Origin of the sequence: Kribbella sp. VKM Ac-2569, assembly GCF_004216905.1 — a bacterium.
Classification (GTDB): Bacteria; Actinomycetota; Actinomycetes; order Propionibacteriales; family Kribbellaceae; genus Kribbella.
Genome location: NZ_SGXJ01000002.1, coordinates 849,131 through 872,611, shown reverse-complemented (window position 1 = coordinate 872,611; position 23,481 = coordinate 849,131). Strand labels below are relative to the sequence as shown.

The window sequence follows — 23,481 nt, the reverse complement described above, 5'->3', positions numbered from 1 at the left end:
CATCCTATCTGTTTACAGCATAGACAGTCTTGTGTATGGTCTGTGTATGGCGCACACAGTGTGCGGCGTAGACAGATAACTTCGGAGGGGTGTCATGGGTTCGACAGAACGGGCGGGACGCAAGGAGTGGATCGCGCTCGGGGTGCTCGCGCTGCCGCTGCTGCTGGTCTCGATGGACGTGTCGGTGCTGTACTTCGCGGTTCCGTTCATCAGCGCGGACCTCGGCGTGAACGCGACCGAGCAGCTGTGGATCTTCGACATCTACGGCTTCGTGCTGGCCGGCCTGCTGATCACCATGGGCTCGCTCGGCGACCGGATCGGCCGCCGCCGGCTGCTGCTGTTCGGCGCGATCGGGTTCGGGGTCGCCTCGGTCGCGGCGGCGTACGCGCAGAACCCGGAGCAGCTGATCGCGGCCCGCGCCCTGCTCGGGATCGGCGGCGCGACCCTGATGCCGTCGACCCTGGCGCTGATCCGGAACATGTTCCACGACCCGAAGCAGCGGTCGAAGGCGATCGCGTTCTGGAGCGCGGTGATGATGGGCGGGATCACCCTCGGTCCGGTGCTCGGCGGGTTCCTGCTGGAGCACTTCTGGTGGGGTTCGGTGTTCCTGATCAACACCCCGGCGATGGTTCTGCTGCTCGTCCTCGCGCCGGTGCTGCTGCCCGAGTTCAAGGCCCCGGTGCGCGGTCGGTTCGACCTGCTGGGTTCGGTGCTGTCGCTGGCCGCCGTACTGCCGGTGATCTGGGGGATCAAGGAGCTGGCGGCTCATGGTGCGGCGGTCATGCCGGTGGTGGCGATCGTGGCCGGGCTGGTGTTCGGGGTGCTGTTCGTCCAGCGGCAGCGGACCGCGGCGCACCCGATGGTCGACCTGTCGATGTTCCGGAACCGCGCGTTCAGCGGATCGCTGGCGGCGAACACCATCGGGACCCTGGCGCTGGTGGGCAACGCGGTGTTCCTGACTCAGTACCTGCAGTTGGTGCACGGTCTGAGCCCGCTGAAGGCGGCGCTGTGGTCGCTGGCGCCGTCGGTGCTGGTCGGTGCCGCGGCTCCGTTGGCCACCGCGCTCGCCGGGAAGATGGACCGCGCGTACGTGATCGGTGGAGCGTTCGTCCTCGCAGCGTCGGGGTACGGCGTACTCACCCAGGTGCACGTCGACTCGTCGCTGGCGGTGCCGCTGGCCGGTGCCGGTCTGCTGGCCGCCGGTCTGGTGATGGTGATGACTCTGGTGACCGAGGCGGTCGTCGGTTCGGTCGCTCCGGAGCGCGCCGGCTCGGCGTCCGCGGTGATGGAGACCTGCGCGGAGTTCGGCGGGGCCCTCGGAATCGCGGTCCTGGGATCGATCGGTACTGCGGTCTACCGCGCCGACGTTCCGTCCAACCTGCCGGCTGGCGTTGCAGCTCCTGTCCGCGAAGGTCTGCCCGCGGCGACTGCCGCAGCCGCCCACCTGCCCGCGCAGTTGGCCGACACCGTCTTGGTTACCGCCCGCCACGCCTTCACCCACAGCATGAACGTCGTCGCCCTCGTCGGTGCCATCCTCCTGCTCGCCACCGCGGTAGCCGCCACCCTCACCCTCCGCGGCACCACCCACACCGCCGCTCCCGCCGAGGAGGCTGACTTGGTCCCCGCAGCCTGAGTTACACAACAAGCGGCGGCCGAGGGAACCTCACTCTGCCGCCGCTTTGCTGTGTCCTGTCAGCGGGGTGGGTGGCGCGGGGCCTCGCCGCCGGGGCGGCGTTTGAAGGGGTGGTTCCGGTCGCGCTCGACGGTTGGTTCTTCGGACCAGGGAGCTGTGTTCTCGCCGGTGTTCTCGTCCTCGTCGGTCTGACCGCTCCACCAGCGACCCATGGGTTGCTCGGGCGGCGGCTTCTGATCCGCGGAGCGCCACTCGACGGTCGGCTCGTCGTGCGAGGTCGAACGGCGCTGGCGGTTCGCCCGCTGCTCGGCGACGCTGAGGATCGTCCGGGTGGTGCTGTCCGGGTGCTCGTCACTCGCCGGATGCCGGTGCTCCGTCGGATGCGCATGGGGTCCATGGTCGGTGCGGGGCCCGCCGAGGCCGCCCGGGCGCAGAGGGCCTTGGGTCGGGCGGTTGGTCGGGCGCATCCGCAGTACCAGGAACACGACGATCAGCAGCACGCCCGCGAGGAACCCGAACCCGAGTCGCGGGATCAGCGGCAGCACGATCCCGCAGCCACCGCCGAGCACCCACGCGAGTTGCAGCACCGTCTCCGATCGCGCGAACACCGACGTACGCACGGACTCCGGGACGTCGCGCTGGATCATCGCGTCCAGCGACAGCTTGCCGAGCGAGCTGCACAGGCCCGCGACCAGGCCGAGTGCTATCAGGATCGGCAGGCCGTACAGGATCGCGACGGCGACCGCGACGGTCGCGTCAGCGAGCAGTACGACGAGCACGACCGCTTCCGGTTTTCGTGCCCTGAGCAACGATCCGAGGAGGGTGCCGAGACTGTTCCCGATCCCGGCCGCGGCGATCACCGCGCCGGCCGCGACGGCGCCCTTGACCCCGCTGATCGGCTGGTCGCGGAGCAGGAACGCCAGATACATGGTCAGGAACCCGGACACGAACCGCAGTCCCAGGTTGCACCGGATCCCGCGAGCGACCGCGGCGGTGATCGCGCGGCGGCGTGCGTCCCGTCCCGCCGTACCCGTCACTTCTTCGTCGGCGGGGGAGTCGACCGCTGAGGGCAGGCGTATCGCGAGGACCAGGCCGATGATGTACACCAGTGCGGCCCAGCGCAGCGACCACTGCGGGCCGATTGCGGCGAACGCGGCGGCGATACCGGCGCCGATGGTCGCACCGGCGACACCTGCGAGCGAGATCCGGGAGTTGGCCGTGACGAGCGAGATCTGTTTGGGGAGCAGCCGCGGTACGGCGGAGGCGCGCGTCACGCCGTACGCCTTGGATGCGACGAGGCAGCCGAGGGCGGCCGGGTACAGCCAGGCGGAGCCCTGGCCGGAGATCGACGACGCCAGGCTCCAGACCAGGAACGCGCGGACGCCGAGGGTCGCGCCGATCGCCCAGCGGCGACCGTGCCGGAACCGGTCAAGGATCGGGCCGATCAGCGGCGCCATCAAGGCGAACGGCGCCATTGTCAGCAGGAGGAACAGTGCTACTCGGTCGCGGGCCTGGTCGCTCGGCACGGTGAAGAACACCGTGCCTGCCAGCGAGACCGCGAACGCCGTGTCACCTGCCGCGTTCACCGCACCCAGCTCGATCAGCCGGGACAGACCTGATTCGCCGGCGCCTTGAGCGCTGGTCAGGCCGCGGATCCGGCGCCCGGTCGCGCGCCCGACCTTGCCGCTGACCTCAGCTGCCTTCTTGGAGGCCGAAGCAACCCCTTCGGCGCCGACCTTCGAGGCGTGGCCGACCTTCTTGCCGGCAGTCCCCATCCGGTCCCGGGCATCGCTGAACCGCTCGCCCGCAGACTTCCCGTCCGCTTTCCCTGGGCCGGCACCCGTCGTGCCGTTGCCGGTGGGCGTGGCGCCGGGCCCGGCGTCCGAGCGCGGCCCTCCGACGGCGGGGTCGCCGTCGCGTTTGCCGCCGGAGGCGTTCGGGTCGCGGGGTTGCATGAAACCATCCTGCCTCGTACCGGGGACAGACGGCAGGCACCGCGCGTAACGGCACCGGATCGCGGGTAGGTGACGGCGGTTCGGCGTACGGCGACCGGCGTGCGAGAATGGGCGATTGTGACTCCCGTCAAAAGCCCGGAAGCGGTACGCGCGAAGCCCGACGCCGTCTGCGTCGCGGCGATTGAACCGGCCCGCGAGGCCGCGATCGTCGAGGCCGGCGCCGCGCAGGTCGGGGAGCACCTCGGTCACCTGGTCGAGGGCGAGCGCCTCGTCACCCATTACTTCGCGTCCACCCACCCCGGGTACCGCGGCTGGCGCTGGGCCGTCACGGTGACCCGTGCGTCGCGTGCCAAGACCGTCACGGTCAACGAGGTCGTGATGCTGCCCGGCGGCGAGGCCGTCGTGGCACCCGAGTGGGTCCCGTGGTCGGAACGTGTCCAGCCCGGCGATCTCCGGCCCGGCGACCTGTTCCCGACCCACGCCGACGACCCGCGCCTCGAGCCCGGGTTCACCGACACCGCCGACGCGCCGGAGGACGTGCTCACGGTGGTCGAGGAGCTCGGCCTCGGTCGCGAGCGCGTGCTCTCGCCGTACGGGCGTGAAGACGCCGCCGAGCGCTGGTACGGCGGGGAGTTCGGCCCGACGTCCCCGATCGCACAGGCCGTCCCGTACAAGTGCTTCTCGTGCGGCTACTGGATCCGCCTCGCCGACAGCCTCGGCCAGGCCTTCGGCGTCTGCGCCAACGAAATGGCCCCCGGCGAGGCCCGCGTCGTCGCCTACGACTACGGCTGCGGCGCCCACTCCGACTCCACCATCGACCTGGCCGAACCCCCCACCCCCGACCACGCCTTCGACACCACCGGCTACGACACCCTCGAACTAACCCAACCTGAGGACTGACTGCCGGCCACAAGTCGTGGCTGTGAACACCGCGCGGTGGGCTGCGAACGGTCGCCGCTGTTCCCGAGTCGTGGATGTCGGTGGCCAAAGGCAACCTCGATCCACGACTCGCGGTTCCGCGGGTCCAACCAAACTCCACGACTCGGCGTGATCCCGGACAAAGAGTTCGTTCCGCGCGCCAGTCGGCGCGTCCCGCCCCGTCGAGTCGTGGGCGTTCTGCGCATCGGAGTGTGATGAGCACCGTCAGGGAGGGCTGGGGTTATCCCGTCGCGTGCAGGGTTCTCCCCTCGCGTAGCAGTAGAGAACCCATAACCCGCGGGGATAACCGCTCTTGTGACTGATGTGTGGGTGGTTGCGGTGGTGCGGTGAGGCGCACGTGCTTTCGGACAGGAGGTTCGGGTGGCTGGGTAGTGCACCTGAGCGTGACTGTGGTCGCGCGCATGGCGTCTCGACGGTGCTCTACCCGTCAAGCTGACCACCACCCGAAAACCCCTCGCTGCCGTTGGTCCCCAAACCGGTTTGGGGGCCATTTCGTCCGGGATTGGGGAGCCGTGCACCCCGGAAACGGCAGGTGATCCTCCTCAAACTGGTTTGGGGAGGATCACAAACCCGTACTGGGGAGCCCTGCCCCCGGGACGCGGTGGGTGGAGACGGGCGCCACTGTCGGGGGGTGTGGGGATAGGCGGTGGTGGCACCAGGTGCCGACCCACCAGTGCCTGTTGCACGACCCCGGATCGGGTGATCACCACCCACACATCGGACAGGAGAGCGGGATAACCGGTCGTCTGCTCGCCGGGTGGTGGGCGGACGGTGGGGGGTGCTCAGGACCCAGTGCGGGTCAGTCTTCGGTGGCGGGGCGGTGGCCGGCTTGGATGGCGGTCCAGCGGTGTTTGCAGTACCAGAGGCCGATGAGGCCGAGGCCGAAGCCGGCGACCGGGACCCAGAGCCACCAGTCGAGGCCGTCGTCCTCGAGGCGGCCGCGGAAGATGAAGAGTACGACGAACGAGACGGCCCAGATCGCGATACCGGTGATCACGCTGGGGATGCCGGACAGGTCGAGCGGCTTGACCTCGGCGTGCACCAGTTCGCCGCGGGCGAGTTGGCTGGTCGGGTCGGTGCGCTTCTTGTCCGTGCGCTCCTTGGCCGGCTCCTGCTCCTCCGTCACATCACTACCTTAGCTTCGTTTGCGATTAGTACTCGCAACTCCCCGGTAGGAACTGGCACGATGCCGTCATGAGCTCGCCCCAGGCCGCGACGGCCCGCTCCGGTTCCGGTCCTCTGGACTCGTTCTTCAAGATCAGTCAGCGCGGATCCACGCTCGGCCGGGAGGTCCGCGGCGGGCTGGTCACGTTCTTCACGATGGCGTACATCGTCGTCCTGAACCCGCTGATCATCGGCACCGTCAAGGATGGCACCGGCCAGTTCGTCGGCGGCGGCACCGACCCGGCGGCGGCGATCGCGAAGATCGCGGTCGCGACCGCGCTGGTTGCCGGCGTGGTGACGATCCTGATGGGCCTGTTCGCGAACTTCCCGCTCGCGCTCGCCACCGGCCTCGGCCTGAACGCGTTCATCGCGTTCTCGATCGCGACCAAGATGACCTGGGCGGACGCGATGGGTCTGGTGGTCCTCGAGGGCCTGATCATCCTGGTCCTGGTGCTCACCGGCTTCCGGAAAGCGGTGTTCGAGGCCGTACCGCTGCAGCTGAAGATCGCGATCAGCGTCGGCATCGGCCTGTTCATCGCGTTCATCGGCGTCGTCGACGCGGGCTTCGTACGGCGACCTGCGGCGCTCAGCGGCCCGCCCGTCGAACTCGGTGTCGGCGGCAACCTCCGCGGCTGGCCGGTACTGGTGTTCGTGGTCGGCCTGATCCTGATCGTCACGCTGTACGCCCGGAAGGTGAAGGGCGCGATCCTGATCGGCATCCTGGCCGCGACCGTCCTGGCGATCGTCATCGAGTCGATCGCGAACATCGGCGCCCGCACCGACAAGAACCCAGGCGGCTGGGGGCTGAGCGTGCCGAAGCTGCCGGACCAGTGGTTCACGAAACCGAACCTGGACACGGTCGGCGAGTTCAACCTGTTCGGCTCGTTCGACAAGGTCGGGGTGGTGTCGGCGCTGCTGCTGATCTTCACGCTGATGCTCGCCGACTTCTTCGACACGATGGGCACGATGACCGCGATCGGCGCCGAGGCGGGCCTGAACGACAAGGACGGCATCCCGCCGAACTCGCAGCGGATCCTGGTCGTGGACAGTCTCGCGGCCGCCGCCGGTGGCGCCGCGTCCGTCTCGAGCAACACGTCGTACATCGAATCTGCCTCGGGAGTCGGTGAAGGTGCTCGGACCGGGCTGGCGAGTGTGGTGACCGGGATCTGCTTCCTGATCTCGATGGTGGTAGCGCCGCTGGTCACGCTGGTCCCGTACGAGGCGGCGACGCCGGCGCTGATCTTGGTCGGGTTCCTGATGATGACGCAGGTGAAGGGCATCGACTTCAACGACCTCGAGGTCGCGTTCCCGGCGTTCCTGACGATCGTCCTGATGCCGTTCACGTACTCGATCTCGGCCGGTATCGGCGCCGGTTTCGTCTCGTACGTGATCCTCAAGACCGTCCGCGGCAAGGCCCGCCAGGTCCACCCACTGATGTGGGTCGTCGCGGCGCTGTTCGTCGTCTACTTCGCGATTGGCCCGCTGAGCGACTGGCTGACCTGAGTCATTGATTGCCGAAGGCACGCAGAAACGTCTGTACGGCGTTCTGCGTGACCTCGGCGAGTTCCTTCGCCGGGATCTTCCGCGTACCGAGGCGGGACCGGGCGTCGAAGGGCGCGGTCAGTAGCGCGCCGAACTGTTCGGCCGCGACGGCCGGGTCCGTGATGCGAAGGTGCCCTGCCAGCGCGAGCCGCGCCAGCCTGTCGGCGAGGGCGTCGTTGACCTTGTCCGTCGCCCGCTCCCGCACGATGTCCTGGAGCTCCAGCATGCTCGCGAGCTCGGCGTGCAGCAGCCGGCGGAGCGCCCACGACTTCTCGTCGCAGTAGCACTCGGCGAGCTTCCGGCCTACCTCGGTCAGCGCCTCCGCCGGATCGCGGTCCGGGCGCAGCGACTCGACCGCCGCCAGGTTGCGGGTCAGCGCATCGTCTGCGAGCGCGCTGACGGCTGCCCGGAACAGCGACTGCTTGTCGCCGAAGTGGTTGTAAATGGTGTGCTTCGCGACCCCGGCGGTGGCGGCGACCGTGTCCACGCTCGCGGGCCGGTACCCGTCCCGGGCGAAGACCGTGAAGGCCGCGTCCAGGATCGCCTGGCGCTTGTCGATACGTCCGCGGGTGGTTGTCACCTGGTCAGGGTAGCTTGCTGAACTTCGACGTACAGTAGAATGCACTGACCGGTGCAGTTCTAAGGAGAGCAGATGATCGTCAACCTGTTGCGGATCCGGTTCAAGGACGGCGTGAGTGTCGCGGAGCAGGAGGAGGTGCTGGCGGTGATGCGGCGGACCGCGTCGCTGGACACGGTCGCGTTCGGTGCCGTCGGCAAGGACTTCGGCAATCCCGCGGACGGCTTCACGCACTCGTACCTGGCGGCGATCCCGGATCTCGACGCGCTCGAGCGGTACATGCACGACCCGGTCCACCTCGGCGGCGACGACCTGATCCTCGACAAGCTCGAGAAGATGAGCGCCGTCCGCTTCAGCGACGACGGCGATCCGGAGATCGGCAAGGCGGTGTACGGCGTGGCTGCCCGCAAGATGGATCAGTACCCGGAGTGGGCCAAACGCATCGACGAGCTGTTCGGCGCGAACGTCTAAGCGGTACGCCGAAGTTCGAGGTACTCGGCGCGGGCGGTGAAGAGTTCGCGGAGCTCGTTGCTGACGTGGTCGAGGAACTCCGTGCGGTACGTCGAGTCCGTGAGCAACGCGATCGAGTAGTAGAGCCCGGTGAAGTTCGCGATGCCGACGGCGACCTTGATCAGGGAGGCGCTGAGGACGAGCGGATGGTTGAGCAGCTTGACGTGGTACGACCACGAGCCGGCGTCGACGCCCCATTGCTGGTAGATGTGTTCGCTGATCGCGAGCATGCCGAAGGCAACGAAGAAGAGGCCGACGCCGGCGCTCACGACGAGTACCTGCATCCATTGGCGGATCACCAGGCTGACGCTGACGTTGAAGCGCTGGCTCCGGCTCAGCGGCGGGCCGGAGCCGGCCGTGCGCTCGATCGCGTCCACCTCCAGCGGCAACCGGATCAGCAGGAACACCGTGCTCAGCAGGGCGAAGGCGATCACGGAGAAGACGAGGAAAGCGGCAGGCATCCAGGCGAACACCTGCCACATGTCCGCGGTCATGAACAGCACCAGCGAGAAGACCAGCAGGAGCGGCAACGCCCGGACGAAGCTGGCGACCGAGTTGGCCAGCTCGCGGGCCAGCTGGCGCATTCCCCAGACGACGGTTGCGATGAAGCCGTAGCCGACCACGACGTACACCAGTCCGACCAGCAGCAAGTTGCCGAAGGCGACGCCGAAGAACTGCTTGACCTGTCCTTGCGTGACTACCGGGAGCAACGCCGGCAGGAAGACGAATACCGCCAGCTCCGGAGTCCCGAAGCGGGTCGGCAACGACCTGAACGGTCGCCCGCGCAGCCCGTTGAGCAGGCCGAACCCGGCGACCAGCGCCACCAGACCGCCGATCGCGGCCAGCAGGTTCTGCCACCAGTCCCATTCGAGCGAGGTGGCGCCGAGCATCTCGGCCAGGAACACCAGCACCAGCAGCGGCGCCGCCCGCGTGAAGATGTCGTGCGTCGGCGAGAAGTCCTCGATGAACAGCGGCAGTCCCGCCCGCCGGAACCTCTGCTCGTACCGCTCCAGCTCGGCCGTCGTCCCCATGACGGGGAACTCTATCGGCCGCCCGGACCTCGGGAATACCAGCTGGCGGTCCAACGTTTTTAGTTAGCAAAGGTAATGAGTTAAGGTAAAGACATGCCCGAAGTCGTAGCGCAGCAGGTGAAGAGTGACGTCGGGCTGGCGAGTGCCCTGCGGTCGTCGACCCTCCGGCTGTCCCGGCAGATCCGCCGGCAGCGCGAGCCCGGTCACGACCTCACCGCGAACCAGCTCAGCGTGCTCGGCGCGCTGGCCAAGCACGAGGCGATGACGATCGGCGAGCTGGCCGCCCACGAGCAGGTGAAGCCGCCCTCGATGACGCGGATCGTGACGAACATGGAGGAGGCGGGCCTGGTGGTCCGCCGCCCGCATCCGACCGACAAACGGCAGATCGTCGTCGAGCTGACCGACCGCGCCGACGAGCTGATCCAGGCGAACCGCAAGCGCCGCGACGAGTGGCTGCAGAAGAAGCTGAAGCAACTGACCCCTGAGGAGCGCGACATCCTGCGCAAGGCAGCACCTGTTCTCGAACGACTGGCGGCTCGATGAGCCCCACCTTCCGCGCGTTCAAGGTCCGGAACTTCCGGCTCTACGCCTCGGGCGCGATCATCTCCAACGTCGGCACCTGGATGCAGCGTGTCGCCCAGGACTGGCTGGTCCTGGAGCTGACCCATTCGGGTACGGCGCTCGGCATCGTCACCGGCCTCCAGTTCCTGCCCGCGCTCCTGCTCGGCCCGTACGCCGGTCTGGTCGCCGACCGCTTCCCGAAGCGGACCGTGCTGACGCTGACCCAGATCGCGATGGCCACCGTCGCCCTGACCCTCGGTGGTCTGACGATCGCCGGCGTCGTGCAGACGTGGCACGTGTTTATGCTGGCCCTCCTGTTCGGTGTGGGTACGGCGTTCGACGCCCCGACCCGGCAGGCCTTCGTGGTCGAGATGGTCGGTCGCGACGAACTCTCGAACGCGGTCGGGCTGAACTCGGCCTCCTTCAATGCGGCCCGCCTCCTCGGCCCGGCGCTGGCCGGTCTGCTGATCAACTGGATCGGCACCGGCCCGGTGATCATGATCAACGGGTTCACGTACGCCGCGGTGATCGTGTCGCTGCGGCTGATGCGCACCGGTGAACTGCACACGCCGAAGCCCGCGGCGCGGGACAAGGGCATGATCCGCGACGGCATGCGCTACCTGTGGCGGCGGCCCGACCTGATGATGGTGCTGGTCGCGGTCTTCTTCGCCGGCACCTTCGGGCTGAACTTCCAGATGACCTCGGCGCTGATGGCCACGAGCGCGTTCCACAAGGGCGCGGGGGAGTACGGCATCCTCGGCTCGATCCTGGCGATCGGCTCGCTGTCCGGCGCGCTGCTCGCGGCCCGGCGGGTCCGGATCCGCGCGCGGCTGGTGATCGGTGCGGCGGTGGCGTTCGGTCTGCTCGAGATCGTGAGTGCGCTGATGCCGACGTACCTGACCTTCGCACTCGTTCTGCCGTTGGTCGGATTGACCTCGCTCACCATGCTGACCTCGGCGAACGCGACCATGCAGCTGAGCATCGAGCCGACTATGCGCGGCCGGGTGATGGCGCTGTACATGACGGTTCTGATGGGCGGTACGCCGATCGGGTCGCCGTTCATCGGCTGGATCGGGCAGGTGATGGGTGCCCGCTGGTCGCTGATCGTCGGCGGTGGGCTCACCGTGCTCGGCACGGTCGGCTCGGTGCTGTACTTCTCCCGCCGGCGCGGTCTCGCGATCCGTCCGCGGTTGCTCCCGCGCCCCCACCTCGAGGTCCTGCCCCAGACCGAACTACTCGGCGAGAAAGCAGTCGTCGACGCCGCGCCCGACCTGCCGCCGAAGAAGCCGCAGGTCGCGTGAGCGGACCTGGGTGCATGCACAACCCGCGTGTGCGTACCCGGGACGCCGTCGTGACCGGGGTTCTGCCTGCGTCTACGGCCGGATCCGCGTCAGCAAACGAGCCGCGAAGAACAGCGCATCGGCTTCGGTTGCGCGCCGGGTGAGCATCGCCGCGGGGTCGTGCTTGGGCTTCGGGCGTACGTCGGGAGTCGCGGTCGTGGTGATCCGGAGGAATCCCCGCGCACCGAGGCCGACCGCCGGCGCCCACTCCACATCGACGATGTCTCCCAGTGGCACCGACCACGGGTCACCGAGTGCCTTCTTCTTACGGCCCGCGGACCGGTGGTACTTGAACGTGAGCTGCCCGCTCGCCACCGCGAGCGTCGCGTCCCGCCCCTCGATCCGGTCCGGCGCGGGCGGCGGCGCGACCAGCCACGCGGTGGCGGCCGTCTCCGGTACGTCGCGACGTACGAGGGCCTGGCCGATGTCACGAGCGATCCCTTCGGCTGCGTCGTGATCGACGCCCGGGAAGTCGTAGAGCTCGATCGGCTGCGTCACCGACTGCAGCGGGTCGGCGCCGTCACGGAGTAGGAGCCGGAGTCCCGCGTCGGTGACCTCCACAGCGCGCAGCGCCTCGATGGGCACGATCCGCTCACCCAGGCGAGTCCGTATGAGCGTCCCGCCGTACCGGATCCGCAGGGTGCCGATGCCATCCCAGACGACCGTGCCGTACGTGCTCGTCACCTCACCACCTGTCACCCGTCCCATCTTTCCTCGTGAGCGGGTCCAGCGCAGGTCTTGGCCGTAAGGGTCAGAATGGGGCGTGACCCATTACGACCTCGTCATCATCGGGACCGGCTCCGGTAACACCATCGTCAATCGGCGGTTCGCCGACCAGAAGGTGGCGATCGTCGAGCGCGGTACGTTCGGCGGCACCTGCCTGAACGTCGGGTGCATCCCGACCAAGATGTTCGTGCACGCCGCCGACGTGGCCGCGACCCCGTCGGTGAGTTCGGCGTACGGCGTCGACGAGCAGCTGCTCGACGTCCGCTGGACCGACGTCCGGGACCGGATCTTCGGCCGGATCGATCCGATCGCGGAAGGCGGCTCGGAGTACCGGCACCACAACCCGGACAACGCGAACGTCCACGTGTACGACGGGACCGGCCGGTTCACCGGGTTCAAGGAGCTGACCGTCGACGGCAAGGACGGGTCAACGAGCGTGTTCAGCGCCGACCAGTTCGTGATCGCCAGCGGCAGCCGGCCGATCGTGCCGCCGATCCCGGGCCTCGAGGAGACCGGGTACCACACGTCGAACACGATCATGCGGCTCGAGGAGCTGCCCCGCCGGCTGGCGATCATCGGCGGCGGGTTCGTCGCGGCCGAGTTCGCGCACGTGTTCGCGTCGTTCGGGGTCGAGGTGACGATCGTCGCCCGCTCGAACGAGCTGCTCCGGCTCGAGGACGGCGAGATCGCCGCGCGCTACACCGAGGTCGCGCGGGACAAGTACGACGTACGGCTCAACCATGAGACCGTGCGGGTCGAGCGACGCGACGACGGCTCGATCCTGCTCGGGATGCTGAACCCGGACGGCGCCGACGAACTGATCGTCGACGAGCTCCTGGTCGCGGTCGGCCGGGAGCCGAACTCGGACCTGCTGAACCTGGACGCCACCGGGGTCGACGTGGACCGCGAGGGTCGCGTGGTCGTGGACGCGTACCAGCAGACCAGCGTCGACGGCATCTACGCGCTCGGCGACGTGACGAGTCCGCTCCAGCTGAAGCACGTCGCGAACCACGAGGCGCGGGTGGTGAAGCACAACCTGCTCAACCCGGACGACCGGATCGAGGCCGACCACCGCTTCGTCCCGCACGCGGTGTTCAGCGCGCCGCAGATCGCGTCCGTCGGCCTCACCGAGGAGCAGGCGCAGGAACGCGGAATCCCTTATGTGAAAGCGGTTCAGTCGTACGCCGACATCGCATACGGCTGGGCGATGGAGGACACCACAGGGTTCGCGAAGGTGCTCGCCGACCCGACGAGCGGGCAGATCATCGGCTGCCACGTGATCGGCCCGCAGGCGCCGACCGTGATCCAGCCGGTGATCCAGGCGATGAGCTTCGGGCTGGACGCGTACACGATGGCGCGCGGCCAGTACTGGATCCACCCGGCGATGCCCGAGCTGATCGAGAACGCCCTGCTGAAGCTCGATCTACACCCGGAACGCTGAGATCACGTCGGCGACCGTGTCGAGGGTGGTGAGGTCGGGGAGGCTGATCATCACCTCGGCGACCCCGGCCTCGGACAGCTCGCGGAACCGCCCGATCTGATCGTCGACGGTGCCGGCGTTCACGGAGGCGGCGAACTTCGCTGGGTTCATGTTCCGCGGTCGCAACCGCCGTACGAGTTCGTCCAACTGCTGAGAGTTCTTGCCCACCAGGGTTGTCGACAGATGCGTGAGCTCAACCGGTCGATCGCCCAGGTAGCCGGCGGCCTTCCGGACCGCGGCGACATCCCCGAACACATTCACCGCGTCCGCGTACCGCCCGGCCAAGCGCAGCGTCCGCGGCCCACTCCCGCCGACGAGCACCGGCAGGTGTTCCTGCAATGGGCGCGGATAACACGTGGTGTCCGGTACGTCGAGAACCTTGCCGTGGAACGGTTTGTTGCCAGGTCCCCATAAAACCGGCAACACCTGCAACGCGTCCTCAAGCAGCGCATAGCGTTCACCCACTGGGGGAAACGGCCAGCCGTACGCCTTGTGCTCCGCCTCGAACCACGCGAGCCCGACCCCACACACGGCCCGCCCACCACTCAACACATCGAGCGTCGCCGCGATCTTTCCGAGGTGGGCGACGTTCCGGTACGTGATGCCCGAAACCAACGTCCCCAGCCGAAGGCGGGTCGTACACGCGGCCAGGTACCCGAGCGTCGTCCAGCTCTCCAGGAAGTCCTCCCATGCCCGCCCCATCTGCGGGATCTGCCGGAAGTGATCCATCACGTAGATCGCGTCGAACCCGACCGCCTCGGCCCGCTCCGCCACCTCACGAACCCACGACGCCAGGCCTTCCCGACCGCCTGGGTATCTGCTGAGTTGCAATCCGAACCGCAACCCCACCGGAGCCTCGGATTGCCGCGCATGCGCCGCGGTCGACTCCACGAATGCGTTCGGCACCACCCGCACGGCAGTCGGCTGCAGTACGTCGTCGTACCCCTCCGTCGGCAGCTCTTCCTTCACCGAAGCCCAGGTCCGCAGCTGCGACGTCAGTACGTCGGCCGGGATCCGCTTCGCCGTACGCTCCCGATTCCGCCGGCGGCACTCCTCACCTGGCGTATCGAAACCCACCGCCACACAGGCCATCCCGGCCTCACGAGCCAGGCTGAGCCAGCGCACCCGCTTCTCGCGATCCAGTCCCAAGGTGTCGACGACTGTCGTCAACCGCCGCCCGATCCGTTGCCGCACCACCTCTTCCAGCAACGCGAACGCATCGGCGCTCGCCGCGATGTCGTCCTCACCGGCCCCCACCAACGCCCGCAGCCGATCACTCGACACCACCAGCTCAGCCCCGAAGTGCTCCGCCGCCCAGGTCGACTTCCCGGACGCCCCCGGACCCACCAGGATCACCACACAAGGCGAGGGCAGCTTGAACTCGGACACAAAAGCAGTTTCCACCACCGATAGCATTTTCGGATGCGATTGTTCGTGGCAGTAGTGCCACCTCAAGAGGTAGTGGAGGATCTGAGCGAGTTCGTCGAGCCGCGACGGGACCATCCGGACGACGACATCCGGTGGGCGGCGGACCAGCACTGGCATCTCACCCTGGCGTTCCTCGGCGAGGTGCCGGACTGGAAGACCGAGGAACTCGAGGAGCGGCTGGAGCTCGCCGCCAAGCGGCAGAAGCCGTTCGAGCTGCAGTTGGCCGGAGCGGGCGCCTTCCCCGGCGTGCCGGACGCGCGGGTGCTGTACGCCGGGGTGCGCGACGAGACCGAGTCGCTCAAGCACCTGGCGATGACCACGCGGGCGGCAGCGAGTCGCGCCGGAGTGACCGTGGAGGGAAGGAAATTCACCCCGCATCTGACACTGGCGCGGTTGCGGCGACCGATCGACGTTACCAAGTGGGTCAGGGTTTTCGACACCTACAACGGTCCGGTCTGGACCGCAGGCAGTCTGCAGCTGATCGAGTCCCGGTTGGGCGAAGGACCGGGCCACAGTGCGGCGTACATCACGGTAGGCGAATGGGACTTCTTAGGTTAACCTCAGGAAGGTTAGCCGTACCTAATGCCCATTTGTTGCACTGAAAGAGTCCCGCCATGCTCGCGAACTACCTGATCGGACTTCGTGAAGGACTCGAGGCCTCGCTGGTCGTCAGCATCCTCGCCACCTTCCTGGTCAAGTCGGGGCATCGCGATCGACTCAAACTGGTCTGGATCGGTGTCGCCACGGCGCTTGCCGTGGCGGTCGCCGCCTGGGGTCTGCTCCAGTTCGTCACCGCGCTGACCGCGAAGTCGTTCACCACCCAGGAGACCGTCGGCGGGGTGATGTCGATCCTCGCGGTCGGCTTCGTCACCTGGATGATCTTCTGGATGCGCAAGGCGTCCCGCAGCATCGCCAAGGAACTGCGCGAGCGGATGGGGCAAGCGCTCGAGGTGGGGCCGCGCGCGGTGGTCATTCTCGCGTTCCTGGCGGTGTTCCGGGAGAGCATCGAGACCGCGTTCATCGTGTACGCGTCGGCCGCCACCGCGACCACCGCCGTACCGTTCGTCGGCGTCCTGCTCGGGCTCGCGACGTCGGTGCTGCTCGGCGTCGCGATCTACAAGGGCGCCGTGAAGATCAACCTGGCCGTGTTCTTCAAGTGGACCGGCGCGGTGCTGATCCTGGTCGCGGCCGGCATCTTCGCGTACGGGTTCCACGACCTGCAGGAGGCGAACATCCTGCCCGGCCTGCACACGCTGGCCTTCGACATCTCCCACGTGATCCCGCCGGACAGCTGGTACGGCGTACTGCTGAAGGGCATCTTCAACTTCAATCCGGCACCGTCCGTGCTGGAGGCGATCGCGTGGGTCGTCTATCTCGTCCCGGTGATGGTGCTCTATTTCCTTCCGGTGAAGAGCTCCACACCGCCCGCCGTACCTGCGACGACCGCTCACAAAGCGGCCTGAATCCCCCCAGGAGAACCATGTCCGCCACCCCCGTCTTTTTTGGCACAGCCCGTCGGGCCTCCATCCTCGGTGTCGTCATCGGCATCGCCGCGCTCACGGCGTGTGCGAAGGACGAGCCTGCTGCGAAGGACGACGGCACCGGCCCGGTGTCGGTGAAGGCGTCCGACGCGGGATGCGACCTGAGCCGCCGCGACGTGAAGTCCGGCACCAGCACGTTCTCGGTGACGAACGGCGGCAGCAAGGTCACCGAGTTCTACGTGTACGCCGACGGCGACCGGGTGATGGGTGAGGTCGAGAACATCGGCCCGGGCCTGAAGCGGGACCTGATCGTCGAGCTGCCGACCGGCAAGTACCAGGCGGTCTGCAAGCCCGGCATGGTCGGCGACGGGATCCGCGGCGACCTCAACGTCACCGGCGACGCGCCCGCGCAGATCGACACCGACACCGCGCTGAAGCAGGCGACCGAGAGCTACCAGCGGTACGTGAACTCGCAGGCGGTCGCGCTCGAGCAGAAGACCACCGAGTTCGTGACCGCGGTGAAGGCCGGCGACGTCGCGAAGGCGAAGGAGCTGTTCCCGGTCTCGCGGACCTACTGGGAGCGGATCGAGCCGGTCGCCGAGTCGTTCGGCGACCTCGACCCGAAGATCGACGCCCGCGTCAACGACGTCGAGCCGGGCACCGAGTGGACCGGGTACCACCGGATCGAGCAGGCGCTCTGGGTCTCCAACTCCACCAAGGGTATGGAGAAGTACGCCGACCTGCTGCTGACCGATGTGAAGACCGTGGTCGCGAAGGCGAAGGTCGTCAAGCTCACCCCGCTGCAGCTGGCCAACGGCGCCAAGGAACTGCTCGACGAGGTCGCGACCGGCAAGGTCACCGGCGAGGAGGACCGCTACTCGCACACCGACCTGTGGGACTTCGAGGCGAACGTCGAGGGCTCGCAGGCCGCGATCCAGGCGCTCCGCCCGGCCTTGCAGAAGCGGGACGCGGCGCTCGTCACCCAGCTCGACACTCAGTTCAAAGCCGTGTTCGCGTCGCTGGACAAGTACCGCGACGGTGACGGCTTCAAGCCGTACACCGCGACCGAGGCCGAGAAGAAGGCACTCGGCGCGGTCGTCGACGGGCTGGCCGAGCCGGTCAGCAAGGTCGCCGGGGTGCTGGCGAAGAAATGATTGACCGTAAGGGAATCTCGCGCCGCGGTCTCTTCGGAGCCGCGGGCGCGGCCGTCGCCACCGGGGTCGCCGGGTACGCCGCTCACTCGGCGCTGTCCGGTGAGGAGTCGCACGCCGCGGACAACAACGGGCCGGTCGAGTTCCACGGCCCGCACCAGGCCGGGATCACCACGCCGGTCCAGGACCGGCTGCACTTCGCCGCCTTCGACGTGACCACGACGAAGCGGGACGATCTGATTGCCCTGCTGAAGGAGTGGACCGCGGCGGCGGCGCTGCTCACGGCCGGCCGCGACATCGGTCAGTACGGCGCCGTGAACGGGCCGGGCGAGGCGCCGCCGGAGGACACCGGTGAGGCGGTCGGCCTGCCGCCGGCGCGGCTGACGATCACCGTCGGGTTCGGGCCGTCGTTGTTCGACAAGCGGTTCGGGCTCGCGGCCAAGCGTCCCAAGGCGCTCGTCGATCTGCCGCACTTCATCGGCGACGACCTCGACCCGGCGCGCTCCGGCGGCGACATCGCCGTACAGGCATGTTCCGATGACCCGCAGGTCGCCGTACACGCGATCCGGAACCTGGCGCGGATCGGGTTCGGACGGGTCGCCGTACGGTACTCGCAGCTCGGATTCGGCCGTACGTCGTCGACGTCGCGGGCGCAGGCGACGCCGCGGAACCTGTTCGGGTTCAAGGACGGGACGAACAATCTCAAGCTCGAGGAAGCCGACAAGCTCGAGCAACAGCTCTGGGTGCAGCCCGAGGACGGCCCGGAGTGGATGGTCGGCGGCGCGTACCTGGTGTCGCGGCGGATCCGGATGAACATCGAGATCTGGGACCGTACGTCGCTCGGCGAGCAGGAGACGATCATCGGCCGCGGGAAGGGCACCGGCGCCCCGCTGGGCAAGGCGGACGAGTTCGACGCGATCGACTTCACCGCGAAGAACTCCGACGGCGACCCGCGGATACCGATGGACTCGCACGTGCGGCTCGCGCACCCGCAGTTCAACAACGGCGCCGAACTACTCCGCCGCGGCTACAACTTCGTCGACGGCTCGGACGGCCTCGGCCGCCTCGACGCCGGCCTGTTCTTCCTCGCCTACCAACGCGACCCGCGCAAACAGTTCATCCCCGTCCAGAACCAACTGGCCAAGAGCGACACGATGAACGAATACATCCACCACGTAGGCTCCGGCATCTTCGCCTGCCCCGCCGGAGTAACCCCCGGCGGGTACTGGGGCGAAAAACTCTTCGCCTGAACCACTCCGGACCGCCAGCACTCATCAATTGCGCCTCACGGCCGGTTGCCACGCTCAGCCGGTCCGCCGAGACGCAATTGATGAGTGCTGCAGGTCCGCCTACTTCACCGCGCCGGCGGTTACACCGGCGACGAAGTGGCGTTGGGCCAGGAGGAAGCCGATGACGACGGGGACGCTGACGACCAGGGCGGCGGCCATGATCTGGTTCCAGTAGATGTTGGTCTGGGTCGAGTACTGGCGGAGGCCGACGGACAACGTCCGGTTGGCCTCCGTCGTCATCACCGACGCGAACAGGACCTCGCCCCACGCGGTCATGAACGAGTAGATCGCGACCGCGATCACACCAGGTCGCGCCGCGGGCAGGACGACCCGCCAGAGCGCGCCCATCGGACCGCAGCCGTCCACCAGCGCGGCCTCGTCCAGCTCGCGCGGGATGCTGTCGAAGTACCCGGCCAGCATCCAGATCGAGAACGGCAGGCTGAACGTCAGGTACGTGATGATCAGCCCGAGCCGCGTCCCGACCAGCTGCAGCCCGAACGAGTTGTTGATGTTCACGAAGATCAGGAACAACGGCAGCAGGAACAGCACACCCGGGAACATCTGCGTCGACAGCACCGTGGTGGTGAACACCGTCCGCCCACGGAACTTGAACCGCGACACTGCGAAGGCGGCCAGGATCGCGATCGCCACCGAGAACGCCGTCGCCGCCACCGACACGATCGTCGAGTTCACGAAGTACTTCGCCAGCGGCACCGTCTTCCACATGTCGAAGAACGGTGCCAGCGTCAGGTTCGACGGCCACCAGGTGAACGCGCCCTGAACGTCCTTCAGCGGCTTCAGCGACGACGTGATCATCACGTACAGCGGCACCAGGACGAACAGTCCGAGCACTGTGAGGGTGACACCGCGGTAGATCTTGAACCCTCTGGTCTCACGCACGACGCGACCTCCTTCCGGTGACGAGCAGATACGCGCCGGTGACGATCATCAGGAAGATCAGCAGCAGCACGGACATCGCCGCACCGGTGCCGAAGTTCCAGGTCAGGAACGACGCGTTGTAGATGTGGAACGTGATCAGGTCACCGGCCGGCGGCTGCGCCGTACCGAACAGCACGTACGGCGTGTTGAAGTCGCTGAACGTCCACAGGAACAGCACGAGCACGAGCACCAGGTTCACCGGCCGCAGCGAGGGGAGCGTGATGTTGCGCCACTGCCGGATGTTGCCGGCGCCGTCCACCGACGCGGCCTCGTAGAGGTCCCGCGGGATGCTCTGCATACCGGCCATCAGGGTGAGGAACGCGAATGTCCACAGCTTCCAGCCGGCGACCGTGATCAGCGAGATCAGCGCGTTGCTGCCGATCAGCCAGAACGGTTTCCCGTCGGTCAGGTGCAGCTGGTTCAGCACATGGTTCACCGCGCCGGTGTCGCGCTGGAGCATGAAGTTCCAGGTCAGGATTCCGGCGTACGCCGGGAGCGCGTACGGCACCAGGAACAGGGTGCGGATGATGCCCCGGCCGCGGAACTCGGGCTGCAGGGCGACCGCGGCGGCCATCCCGAGCACCCACGAGAACGCGACCGTGACGAGCGAGAAGACGACCGTGACGCCGAAGGACTTCAGCAGTCCTTGCCCGACCGCGTTGTTGAAGTCGAGCGCGACCTTGTAGTTGCCGAGCCCGGCGCCGGGCGCGGAGGACCAGTTCGCGATGAAGAACTTGGTCAGTTTGACGAAGCTCATCCAGATCCCGACCAGCATCGGGATGATGTGGATGAACAGTTCCAGCAACACTGCCGGGGCCAGCAGCGCGTACGGCAGCCACCGGTTCAGGCCGGGCCGGTGCTCGAGGCGGCTCCGCTTCTTCTTCGTCGGAGCCGGTGCCGGAGCGGCGGTTTCTGTGGCGACAGACATCCGGGTGGTCGCCCTCCTGTCTCTCGGATCGGCTGACACGTGCGTCGCGTCCGAAGAGCCGGAGGCCGGTTCTTCGGACGCAAGCGCCCGTACGTCAGCTACTGGCGGCTACCTGGTCCTCGGCGGTCTTCAGCGCCGCCTTCACGTCCTCGGCGGTCACCGTCCCGCCGGTCGCGATCTTGGCGAACATCGCGTTCATCGCCTTGCCGACAGTGCTCTCGAACTGGTCCTCGGCCGGCACCAGCGGCAGCGGCTTGGACTTGGTGTTGTAGACGTCCTGGAAGGTGGCCGCCTCGGCCGCGTCGGTGGTGAAGACCGGCTTGGCGTCCTTCAGCACGGGCAGCGAGGAGAACGGCTTGCCCAGCGTGGTCTGGGTGTTCGCGTCCGTCATGTACTTCACGAACTTCAGCGCCGCGTCCTTGTGCTTGGTGTTCTTGAAGACCGACAGGTTGATGCCCGCCACGTGGCTGGCCACCTGCTCGCCGCCGACCGGAGCCGGGAACGGTACGACGCCGTACTCGCCGGCCTTCATGCCGTTGGCAACGATCGAGGAGTCCGCGTTGTTCTGGTTGATGACCATCGCGACCTTCTTGGTGGCGAAGTCGTTCACCGACTTGGTGCCGTTGTCGTACTGCGCGTTCGACGGGTTCGCGACCTTGTCCTTCTGCATCAGGTCGAGGTACCGCAGCACGCCCTGCACGTTGCCGTCACCGGTGAAGGTCGGCTTGCCGTCGCTGTTGAACCAGTCGGCCTTGTTCTGCGCGGCGTTGATGAACGCGAAGTGCACGTTCTCGGTGTAGCTGCCGGCGGCCAGCGCCATACCCCACTGGTTCTTCGCCGGGTTGGTCAGCTTCTTGGCCGCGGCGACCATGTCTTCCCAGGTCTTCGGCGGCTGCAGGCCGGCCGCGGCGAACATCGCCTTGTTGTAGTACAGGCCGTAGGCCAGACCGTAGAGCGGGACCGAGGTCGGGTCGGTGCCTTCCTTGCCGCCGGTCGCCAGAGCCGTCGGCACGAACTTGTCCTTGCCCCCGATCGCGGTCATCGCGTCGCCGTCGAACGGCAGGAACGCGTCGGTGGCCTGCAGCGAGGCCGCCCAGGTGTTGCCGATGTTGACCACGTCCGGCGCCTGACCCGAGGTGATCGCGGTCTGGATCCGGGTCTGCAGGTCGTTCCAGCCGATCACCTCGAGGTTCACCTTGATCCCGGTCTCCTGGGTGAACTTCTGCAGGACCGGGGTCAGGACCTCCTTGTCGTTGTCGAGGCTGGTGCCCTGGTTGCTGGCCCAGTAGGTCAGCGTCTGGTCACCGGTGCTGCCGCCGGAGGAATCGTCCTTGTCGCCGCCACCACAGGCGGCGAGGCTGATTCCCATGGCGGTCGCCGCAACCGCGGCTACAAGCGAACGCAGTCTCACGTCGGACTCCCTCGTCCCGTCTCGAGCCCCCGCAAGACCTGCGGAGGCGGATCGGCCCCATACTGGCCTAACCGGTTAAGTTCCGTAACCCTAACCGGTTCAGTAGAGGCGTGTTCGTTACGACCTCGTGACCCGGCCAATCTTCACCCGGTGCCCGGCAAGCGCAATCCAACACTCTCTGCGAGAGCCCGATTTCACACAGTCTTCAAACTGCGCGGAAGGTTCAGGAGCGTGCAGGTCCGGAGGACTCACGGTGACGGAGTTCGCCGGCCGGGGCCTCCTCCTGGAGGGCGTGGTCGCCGGTGACGATCCGGAGTAGGAGGTCGGCGGCGGCGCGGCCGCGTTCCATGGTCTTCTGGTCGACCGCGGTGATCCCGGGCCGCGCGAGTTCGCACAGCGGCGAGTCGTCCCAGGCGACGATCGAGACCTCGCCGGGCACCGCCGTACCCAGATCCATCGCGACCCGCAGCGCCGCGACCGCCATCAGGTCGTTCCCGAGCACGATCGCGGTCGGCGGATTGGGGCCGGTCAGCAGTTGGCGCGTGAGTTCCGCGCCGTCGTCGTACCGGTAGCTGCCCTCGATGTGCCGCACCGTGATCCCGTGCCGCGCGGCGTGCTCCTGCAGCGTCTGGACGCGGAGCCGCTCGTGGATGAACGTGAACGGCCCGCTGATGTGCGCGACGTTCGTGTGCCCAAGCTCGGCGAGGTGATCGAGCAGCAGTGTGACGGTCTCGTCGGGCGAGCTGATCAGCCGTCCGACCTCGTCGTCCGGTGCGTTCGAACTCACCACCACGCACGGCACCCCGAGATCCTTGAGTACGGGGATCCGCGGGTCGTCGTCGTGCTCGTCGAACAGGATGAACCCGTCCACGCGCCCCTGCCGCGACCACCGACGCAGTACGTCGAGGTCCTCGCCGTGCTCGCCCGTGAGCCGGAGCAGCAGCGACGAGTCGACCTCGTTGAGGTACTGCTCGATGCCGACCAGCGTGCGCATGTAGAACGCTTCGGTCGAGATCAGCGCGGGGTCTCTGGCGATCACGATCCCGATCGTCCGGGTGCGGCTCGCCGAGAGTGCGACCGCGGCGGAGTTCGGGTGGAATCCCAGCTCCTCGGCCAGGTCGAGCACTCGCTGGCGCGTCTCGTCGCTGACTCCGGCGCGGCCGTTCAGCGCGTACGAGACGGACGCCTTCGAGATGTGCAATCGACGTGCGAGGTCGCTGATCGTGACCCGGTGGCTCCGGCGGGTGCTACCCGCCGTACCGTCACCGCCGCCGTCACTCGTGCCGTCACTGCCGTCGTCGCCGTCCGTAACGGGTCCGCTCGTGGTCATCGCCCGGCCGCCCCTCGCACAGACGGAAAAGTGTTCATGTCAGACGGGAGGTTAGCAGCGGGTTCT

Annotated in this window: 21 protein-coding genes; 11 read left to right on the top strand and 10 right to left on the bottom strand. The window is 67.7% G+C overall.

Translation table 11 applies throughout. From position 1 onward, the window contains the following. Positions 1-94: 94 nt before the first annotated feature. The gene (locus EV649_RS17285) at positions 95-1,633 is read left to right on the top strand and encodes an MFS transporter (protein WP_130384457.1); all 1,539 of its coding nucleotides are present in this window, start codon (positions 95-97) and stop codon (positions 1,631-1,633) included. 59 nt (positions 1,634-1,692) lie between these two features. On the opposite strand, the gene EV649_RS17280 is transcribed toward EV649_RS17285, so the two are convergent. After that, the gene (locus EV649_RS17280) at positions 1,693-3,588 is read right to left on the bottom strand and encodes an MFS transporter (protein ID WP_130384456.1); all 1,896 of its coding nucleotides are present in this window, start codon (positions 3,586-3,588) and stop codon (positions 1,693-1,695) included. Between the two features lie 117 nt (positions 3,589-3,705). Between EV649_RS17280 and EV649_RS17275 the strand changes: the two genes are divergently transcribed. Further along, positions 3,706-4,488 carry a DUF3027 domain-containing protein gene (locus tag EV649_RS17275; RefSeq protein WP_130384455.1) on the top strand — a complete coding sequence of 261 codons (783 nt, stop codon included), beginning with the start codon at positions 3,706-3,708 and terminating at the stop codon, positions 4,486-4,488. Positions 4,489-5,326: 838 nt separating this feature from the next. On the opposite strand, the gene EV649_RS17270 is transcribed toward EV649_RS17275, so the two are convergent. Continuing rightward, positions 5,327-5,653, bottom strand: coding sequence for a DUF2530 domain-containing protein (locus EV649_RS17270; RefSeq protein WP_130384454.1), 327 nt, complete (start codon positions 5,651-5,653; stop codon positions 5,327-5,329). Between the two features lie 68 nt (positions 5,654-5,721). Here EV649_RS17270 and EV649_RS17265 point away from each other — a divergent pair, with 68 nt between their 5' ends. Beyond that, positions 5,722-7,194 (top strand): NCS2 family permease, encoded by a 1,473-nt coding sequence (locus EV649_RS17265; RefSeq protein ID WP_130384453.1) that lies wholly within the window; start codon positions 5,722-5,724, stop codon positions 7,192-7,194. Between the two features lies 1 nt (position 7,195). On the opposite strand, the gene EV649_RS17260 is transcribed toward EV649_RS17265, so the two are convergent. Continuing rightward, a complete protein-coding gene (locus EV649_RS17260; protein WP_130384452.1) occupies positions 7,196-7,813 on the bottom strand; it encodes a TetR/AcrR family transcriptional regulator in 618 nt (205 codons plus the stop codon). A 72-nt stretch (positions 7,814-7,885) separates the two neighbouring features. Between EV649_RS17260 and EV649_RS17255 the strand changes: the two genes are divergently transcribed. Next, positions 7,886-8,281, top strand: coding sequence for a Dabb family protein (locus EV649_RS17255; RefSeq protein WP_130384451.1), 396 nt, complete (start codon positions 7,886-7,888; stop codon positions 8,279-8,281). Here EV649_RS17255 and EV649_RS17250 read toward each other — a convergent pair. Continuing rightward, positions 8,278-9,351: a hypothetical protein gene (locus EV649_RS17250; RefSeq protein WP_130384450.1), complete on the bottom strand. Its 1,074-nt coding sequence runs from the start codon at positions 9,349-9,351 to the stop codon at positions 8,278-8,280. The two genes, EV649_RS17255 and EV649_RS17250, sit on opposite strands and share 4 nt — an antisense overlap. A gap of 93 nt (positions 9,352-9,444) precedes the next feature. Between EV649_RS17250 and EV649_RS17245 the strand changes: the two genes are divergently transcribed. Further along, a complete protein-coding gene (locus EV649_RS17245; RefSeq protein ID WP_130384449.1) occupies positions 9,445-9,894 on the top strand; it encodes a MarR family transcriptional regulator in 450 nt (149 codons plus the stop codon). Beyond that, positions 9,891-11,213: an MFS transporter gene (locus EV649_RS17240; RefSeq protein ID WP_130384448.1), complete on the top strand. Its 1,323-nt coding sequence runs from the start codon at positions 9,891-9,893 to the stop codon at positions 11,211-11,213. Before EV649_RS17245 ends, EV649_RS17240 begins: the two co-directional genes overlap by 4 nt. A 72-nt stretch (positions 11,214-11,285) precedes the next feature. Here the strand turns inward: EV649_RS17240 and EV649_RS17235 are convergent, their stop codons facing one another. Further along, entirely contained in the window at positions 11,286-11,960 is a 675-nt protein-coding gene (locus EV649_RS17235) for a DUF4429 domain-containing protein (RefSeq protein WP_130384447.1), read from the bottom strand. Positions 11,961-12,015: 55 nt separating this feature from the next. Here EV649_RS17235 and EV649_RS17230 point away from each other — a divergent pair, with 55 nt between their 5' ends. Further along, positions 12,016-13,419, top strand: coding sequence for a mycothione reductase (locus EV649_RS17230; RefSeq protein ID WP_130384446.1), 1,404 nt, complete (start codon positions 12,016-12,018; stop codon positions 13,417-13,419). Here the strand turns inward: EV649_RS17230 and EV649_RS17225 are convergent. Next, on the bottom strand, positions 13,402-14,847 hold the full coding sequence (locus EV649_RS17225; RefSeq protein WP_241998306.1) for an LLM class flavin-dependent oxidoreductase: 1,446 nt from the start codon (positions 14,845-14,847) through the stop codon (positions 13,402-13,404). The two genes, EV649_RS17230 and EV649_RS17225, sit on opposite strands and share 18 nt — an antisense overlap. A gap of 33 nt (positions 14,848-14,880) precedes the next feature. Between EV649_RS17225 and thpR the strand changes: the two genes are divergently transcribed. The 4 genes from thpR to efeB are packed head-to-tail and all read left to right on the top strand — an operon-like array spanning position 14,881 to position 18,768. After that, a complete protein-coding gene (gene thpR, locus EV649_RS17220; RefSeq protein WP_130384444.1) occupies positions 14,881-15,444 on the top strand; it encodes an RNA 2',3'-cyclic phosphodiesterase in 564 nt (187 codons plus the stop codon). Between the two features lie 56 nt (positions 15,445-15,500). Then, positions 15,501-16,349 carry an iron uptake transporter permease EfeU gene (efeU, locus tag EV649_RS17215; protein ID WP_130384443.1) on the top strand — a complete coding sequence of 283 codons (849 nt, stop codon included), beginning with the start codon at positions 15,501-15,503 and terminating at the stop codon, positions 16,347-16,349. A gap of 17 nt (positions 16,350-16,366) precedes the next feature. Next, positions 16,367-17,521 (top strand): iron uptake system protein EfeO, encoded by a 1,155-nt coding sequence (gene efeO, locus EV649_RS17210; protein ID WP_130384442.1) that lies wholly within the window; start codon positions 16,367-16,369, stop codon positions 17,519-17,521. Continuing rightward, entirely contained in the window at positions 17,518-18,768 is a 1,251-nt protein-coding gene (efeB, locus tag EV649_RS17205) for an iron uptake transporter deferrochelatase/peroxidase subunit (RefSeq protein ID WP_130384441.1), read from the top strand. Before efeO ends, efeB begins: the two co-directional genes overlap by 4 nt. Positions 18,769-18,867: 99 nt before the next feature. Here the strand turns inward: efeB and EV649_RS17200 are convergent, their stop codons facing one another. The 4 genes from EV649_RS17200 to EV649_RS17185 all read right to left on the bottom strand — a co-directional run bounded on the left by EV649_RS17200 (position 18,868) and on the right by EV649_RS17185 (position 23,415). Then, entirely contained in the window at positions 18,868-19,707 is an 840-nt protein-coding gene (locus tag EV649_RS17200; protein WP_130384440.1) for a carbohydrate ABC transporter permease, read from the bottom strand. Further along, the gene (locus EV649_RS17195; protein WP_130384439.1) at positions 19,700-20,674 is read right to left on the bottom strand and encodes a sugar ABC transporter permease; all 975 of its coding nucleotides are present in this window, start codon (positions 20,672-20,674) and stop codon (positions 19,700-19,702) included. The genes EV649_RS17200 and EV649_RS17195 overlap by 8 nt, the downstream gene beginning before the upstream one ends. 94 nt (positions 20,675-20,768) lie before the next feature. After that, positions 20,769-22,085, bottom strand: a complete 1,317-nt coding sequence (locus EV649_RS17190; RefSeq protein ID WP_198682539.1) for a sugar ABC transporter substrate-binding protein — start codon at positions 22,083-22,085, stop codon at positions 20,769-20,771. 223 nt (positions 22,086-22,308) lie between these two features. Then, complete coding sequence (locus EV649_RS17185; RefSeq protein WP_130384438.1) at positions 22,309-23,415, bottom strand: LacI family DNA-binding transcriptional regulator; 1,107 nt, start codon at positions 23,413-23,415, stop codon at positions 22,309-22,311. Positions 23,416-23,481 lie beyond the last annotated feature (66 nt).

Coding starts and splice junctions, on each gene's coding strand:
- EV649_RS17285 (WP_130384457.1), top strand. CDS start 95: ATGGGTTCGACAGAACGGGCGGGACGCAAGGAGTGGATCGCGCTCGGG.
- EV649_RS17280 (WP_130384456.1), bottom strand. CDS start 3,588: ATGCAACCCCGCGACCCGAACGCCTCCGGCGGCAAACGCGACGGCGAC.
- EV649_RS17265 (WP_130384453.1), top strand. CDS start 5,722: ATGAGCTCGCCCCAGGCCGCGACGGCCCGCTCCGGTTCCGGTCCTCTG.
- EV649_RS17255 (WP_130384451.1), top strand. CDS start 7,886: ATGATCGTCAACCTGTTGCGGATCCGGTTCAAGGACGGCGTGAGTGTC.
- EV649_RS17250 (WP_130384450.1), bottom strand. CDS start 9,351: ATGGGGACGACGGCCGAGCTGGAGCGGTACGAGCAGAGGTTCCGGCGG.
- EV649_RS17245 (WP_130384449.1), top strand. CDS start 9,445: ATGCCCGAAGTCGTAGCGCAGCAGGTGAAGAGTGACGTCGGGCTGGCG.
- EV649_RS17240 (WP_130384448.1), top strand. CDS start 9,891: ATGAGCCCCACCTTCCGCGCGTTCAAGGTCCGGAACTTCCGGCTCTAC.
- EV649_RS17235 (WP_130384447.1), bottom strand. CDS start 11,960: ATGGGACGGGTGACAGGTGGTGAGGTGACGAGCACGTACGGCACGGTC.
- thpR (WP_130384444.1), top strand. CDS start 14,881: ATGCGATTGTTCGTGGCAGTAGTGCCACCTCAAGAGGTAGTGGAGGAT.
- efeU (WP_130384443.1), top strand. CDS start 15,501: ATGCTCGCGAACTACCTGATCGGACTTCGTGAAGGACTCGAGGCCTCG.
- efeO (WP_130384442.1), top strand. CDS start 16,367: ATGTCCGCCACCCCCGTCTTTTTTGGCACAGCCCGTCGGGCCTCCATC.
- efeB (WP_130384441.1), top strand. CDS start 17,518: ATGATTGACCGTAAGGGAATCTCGCGCCGCGGTCTCTTCGGAGCCGCG.
- EV649_RS17195 (WP_130384439.1), bottom strand. CDS start 20,674: ATGTCTGTCGCCACAGAAACCGCCGCTCCGGCACCGGCTCCGACGAAG.
- EV649_RS17185 (WP_130384438.1), bottom strand. CDS start 23,415: ATGACCACGAGCGGACCCGTTACGGACGGCGACGACGGCAGTGACGGC.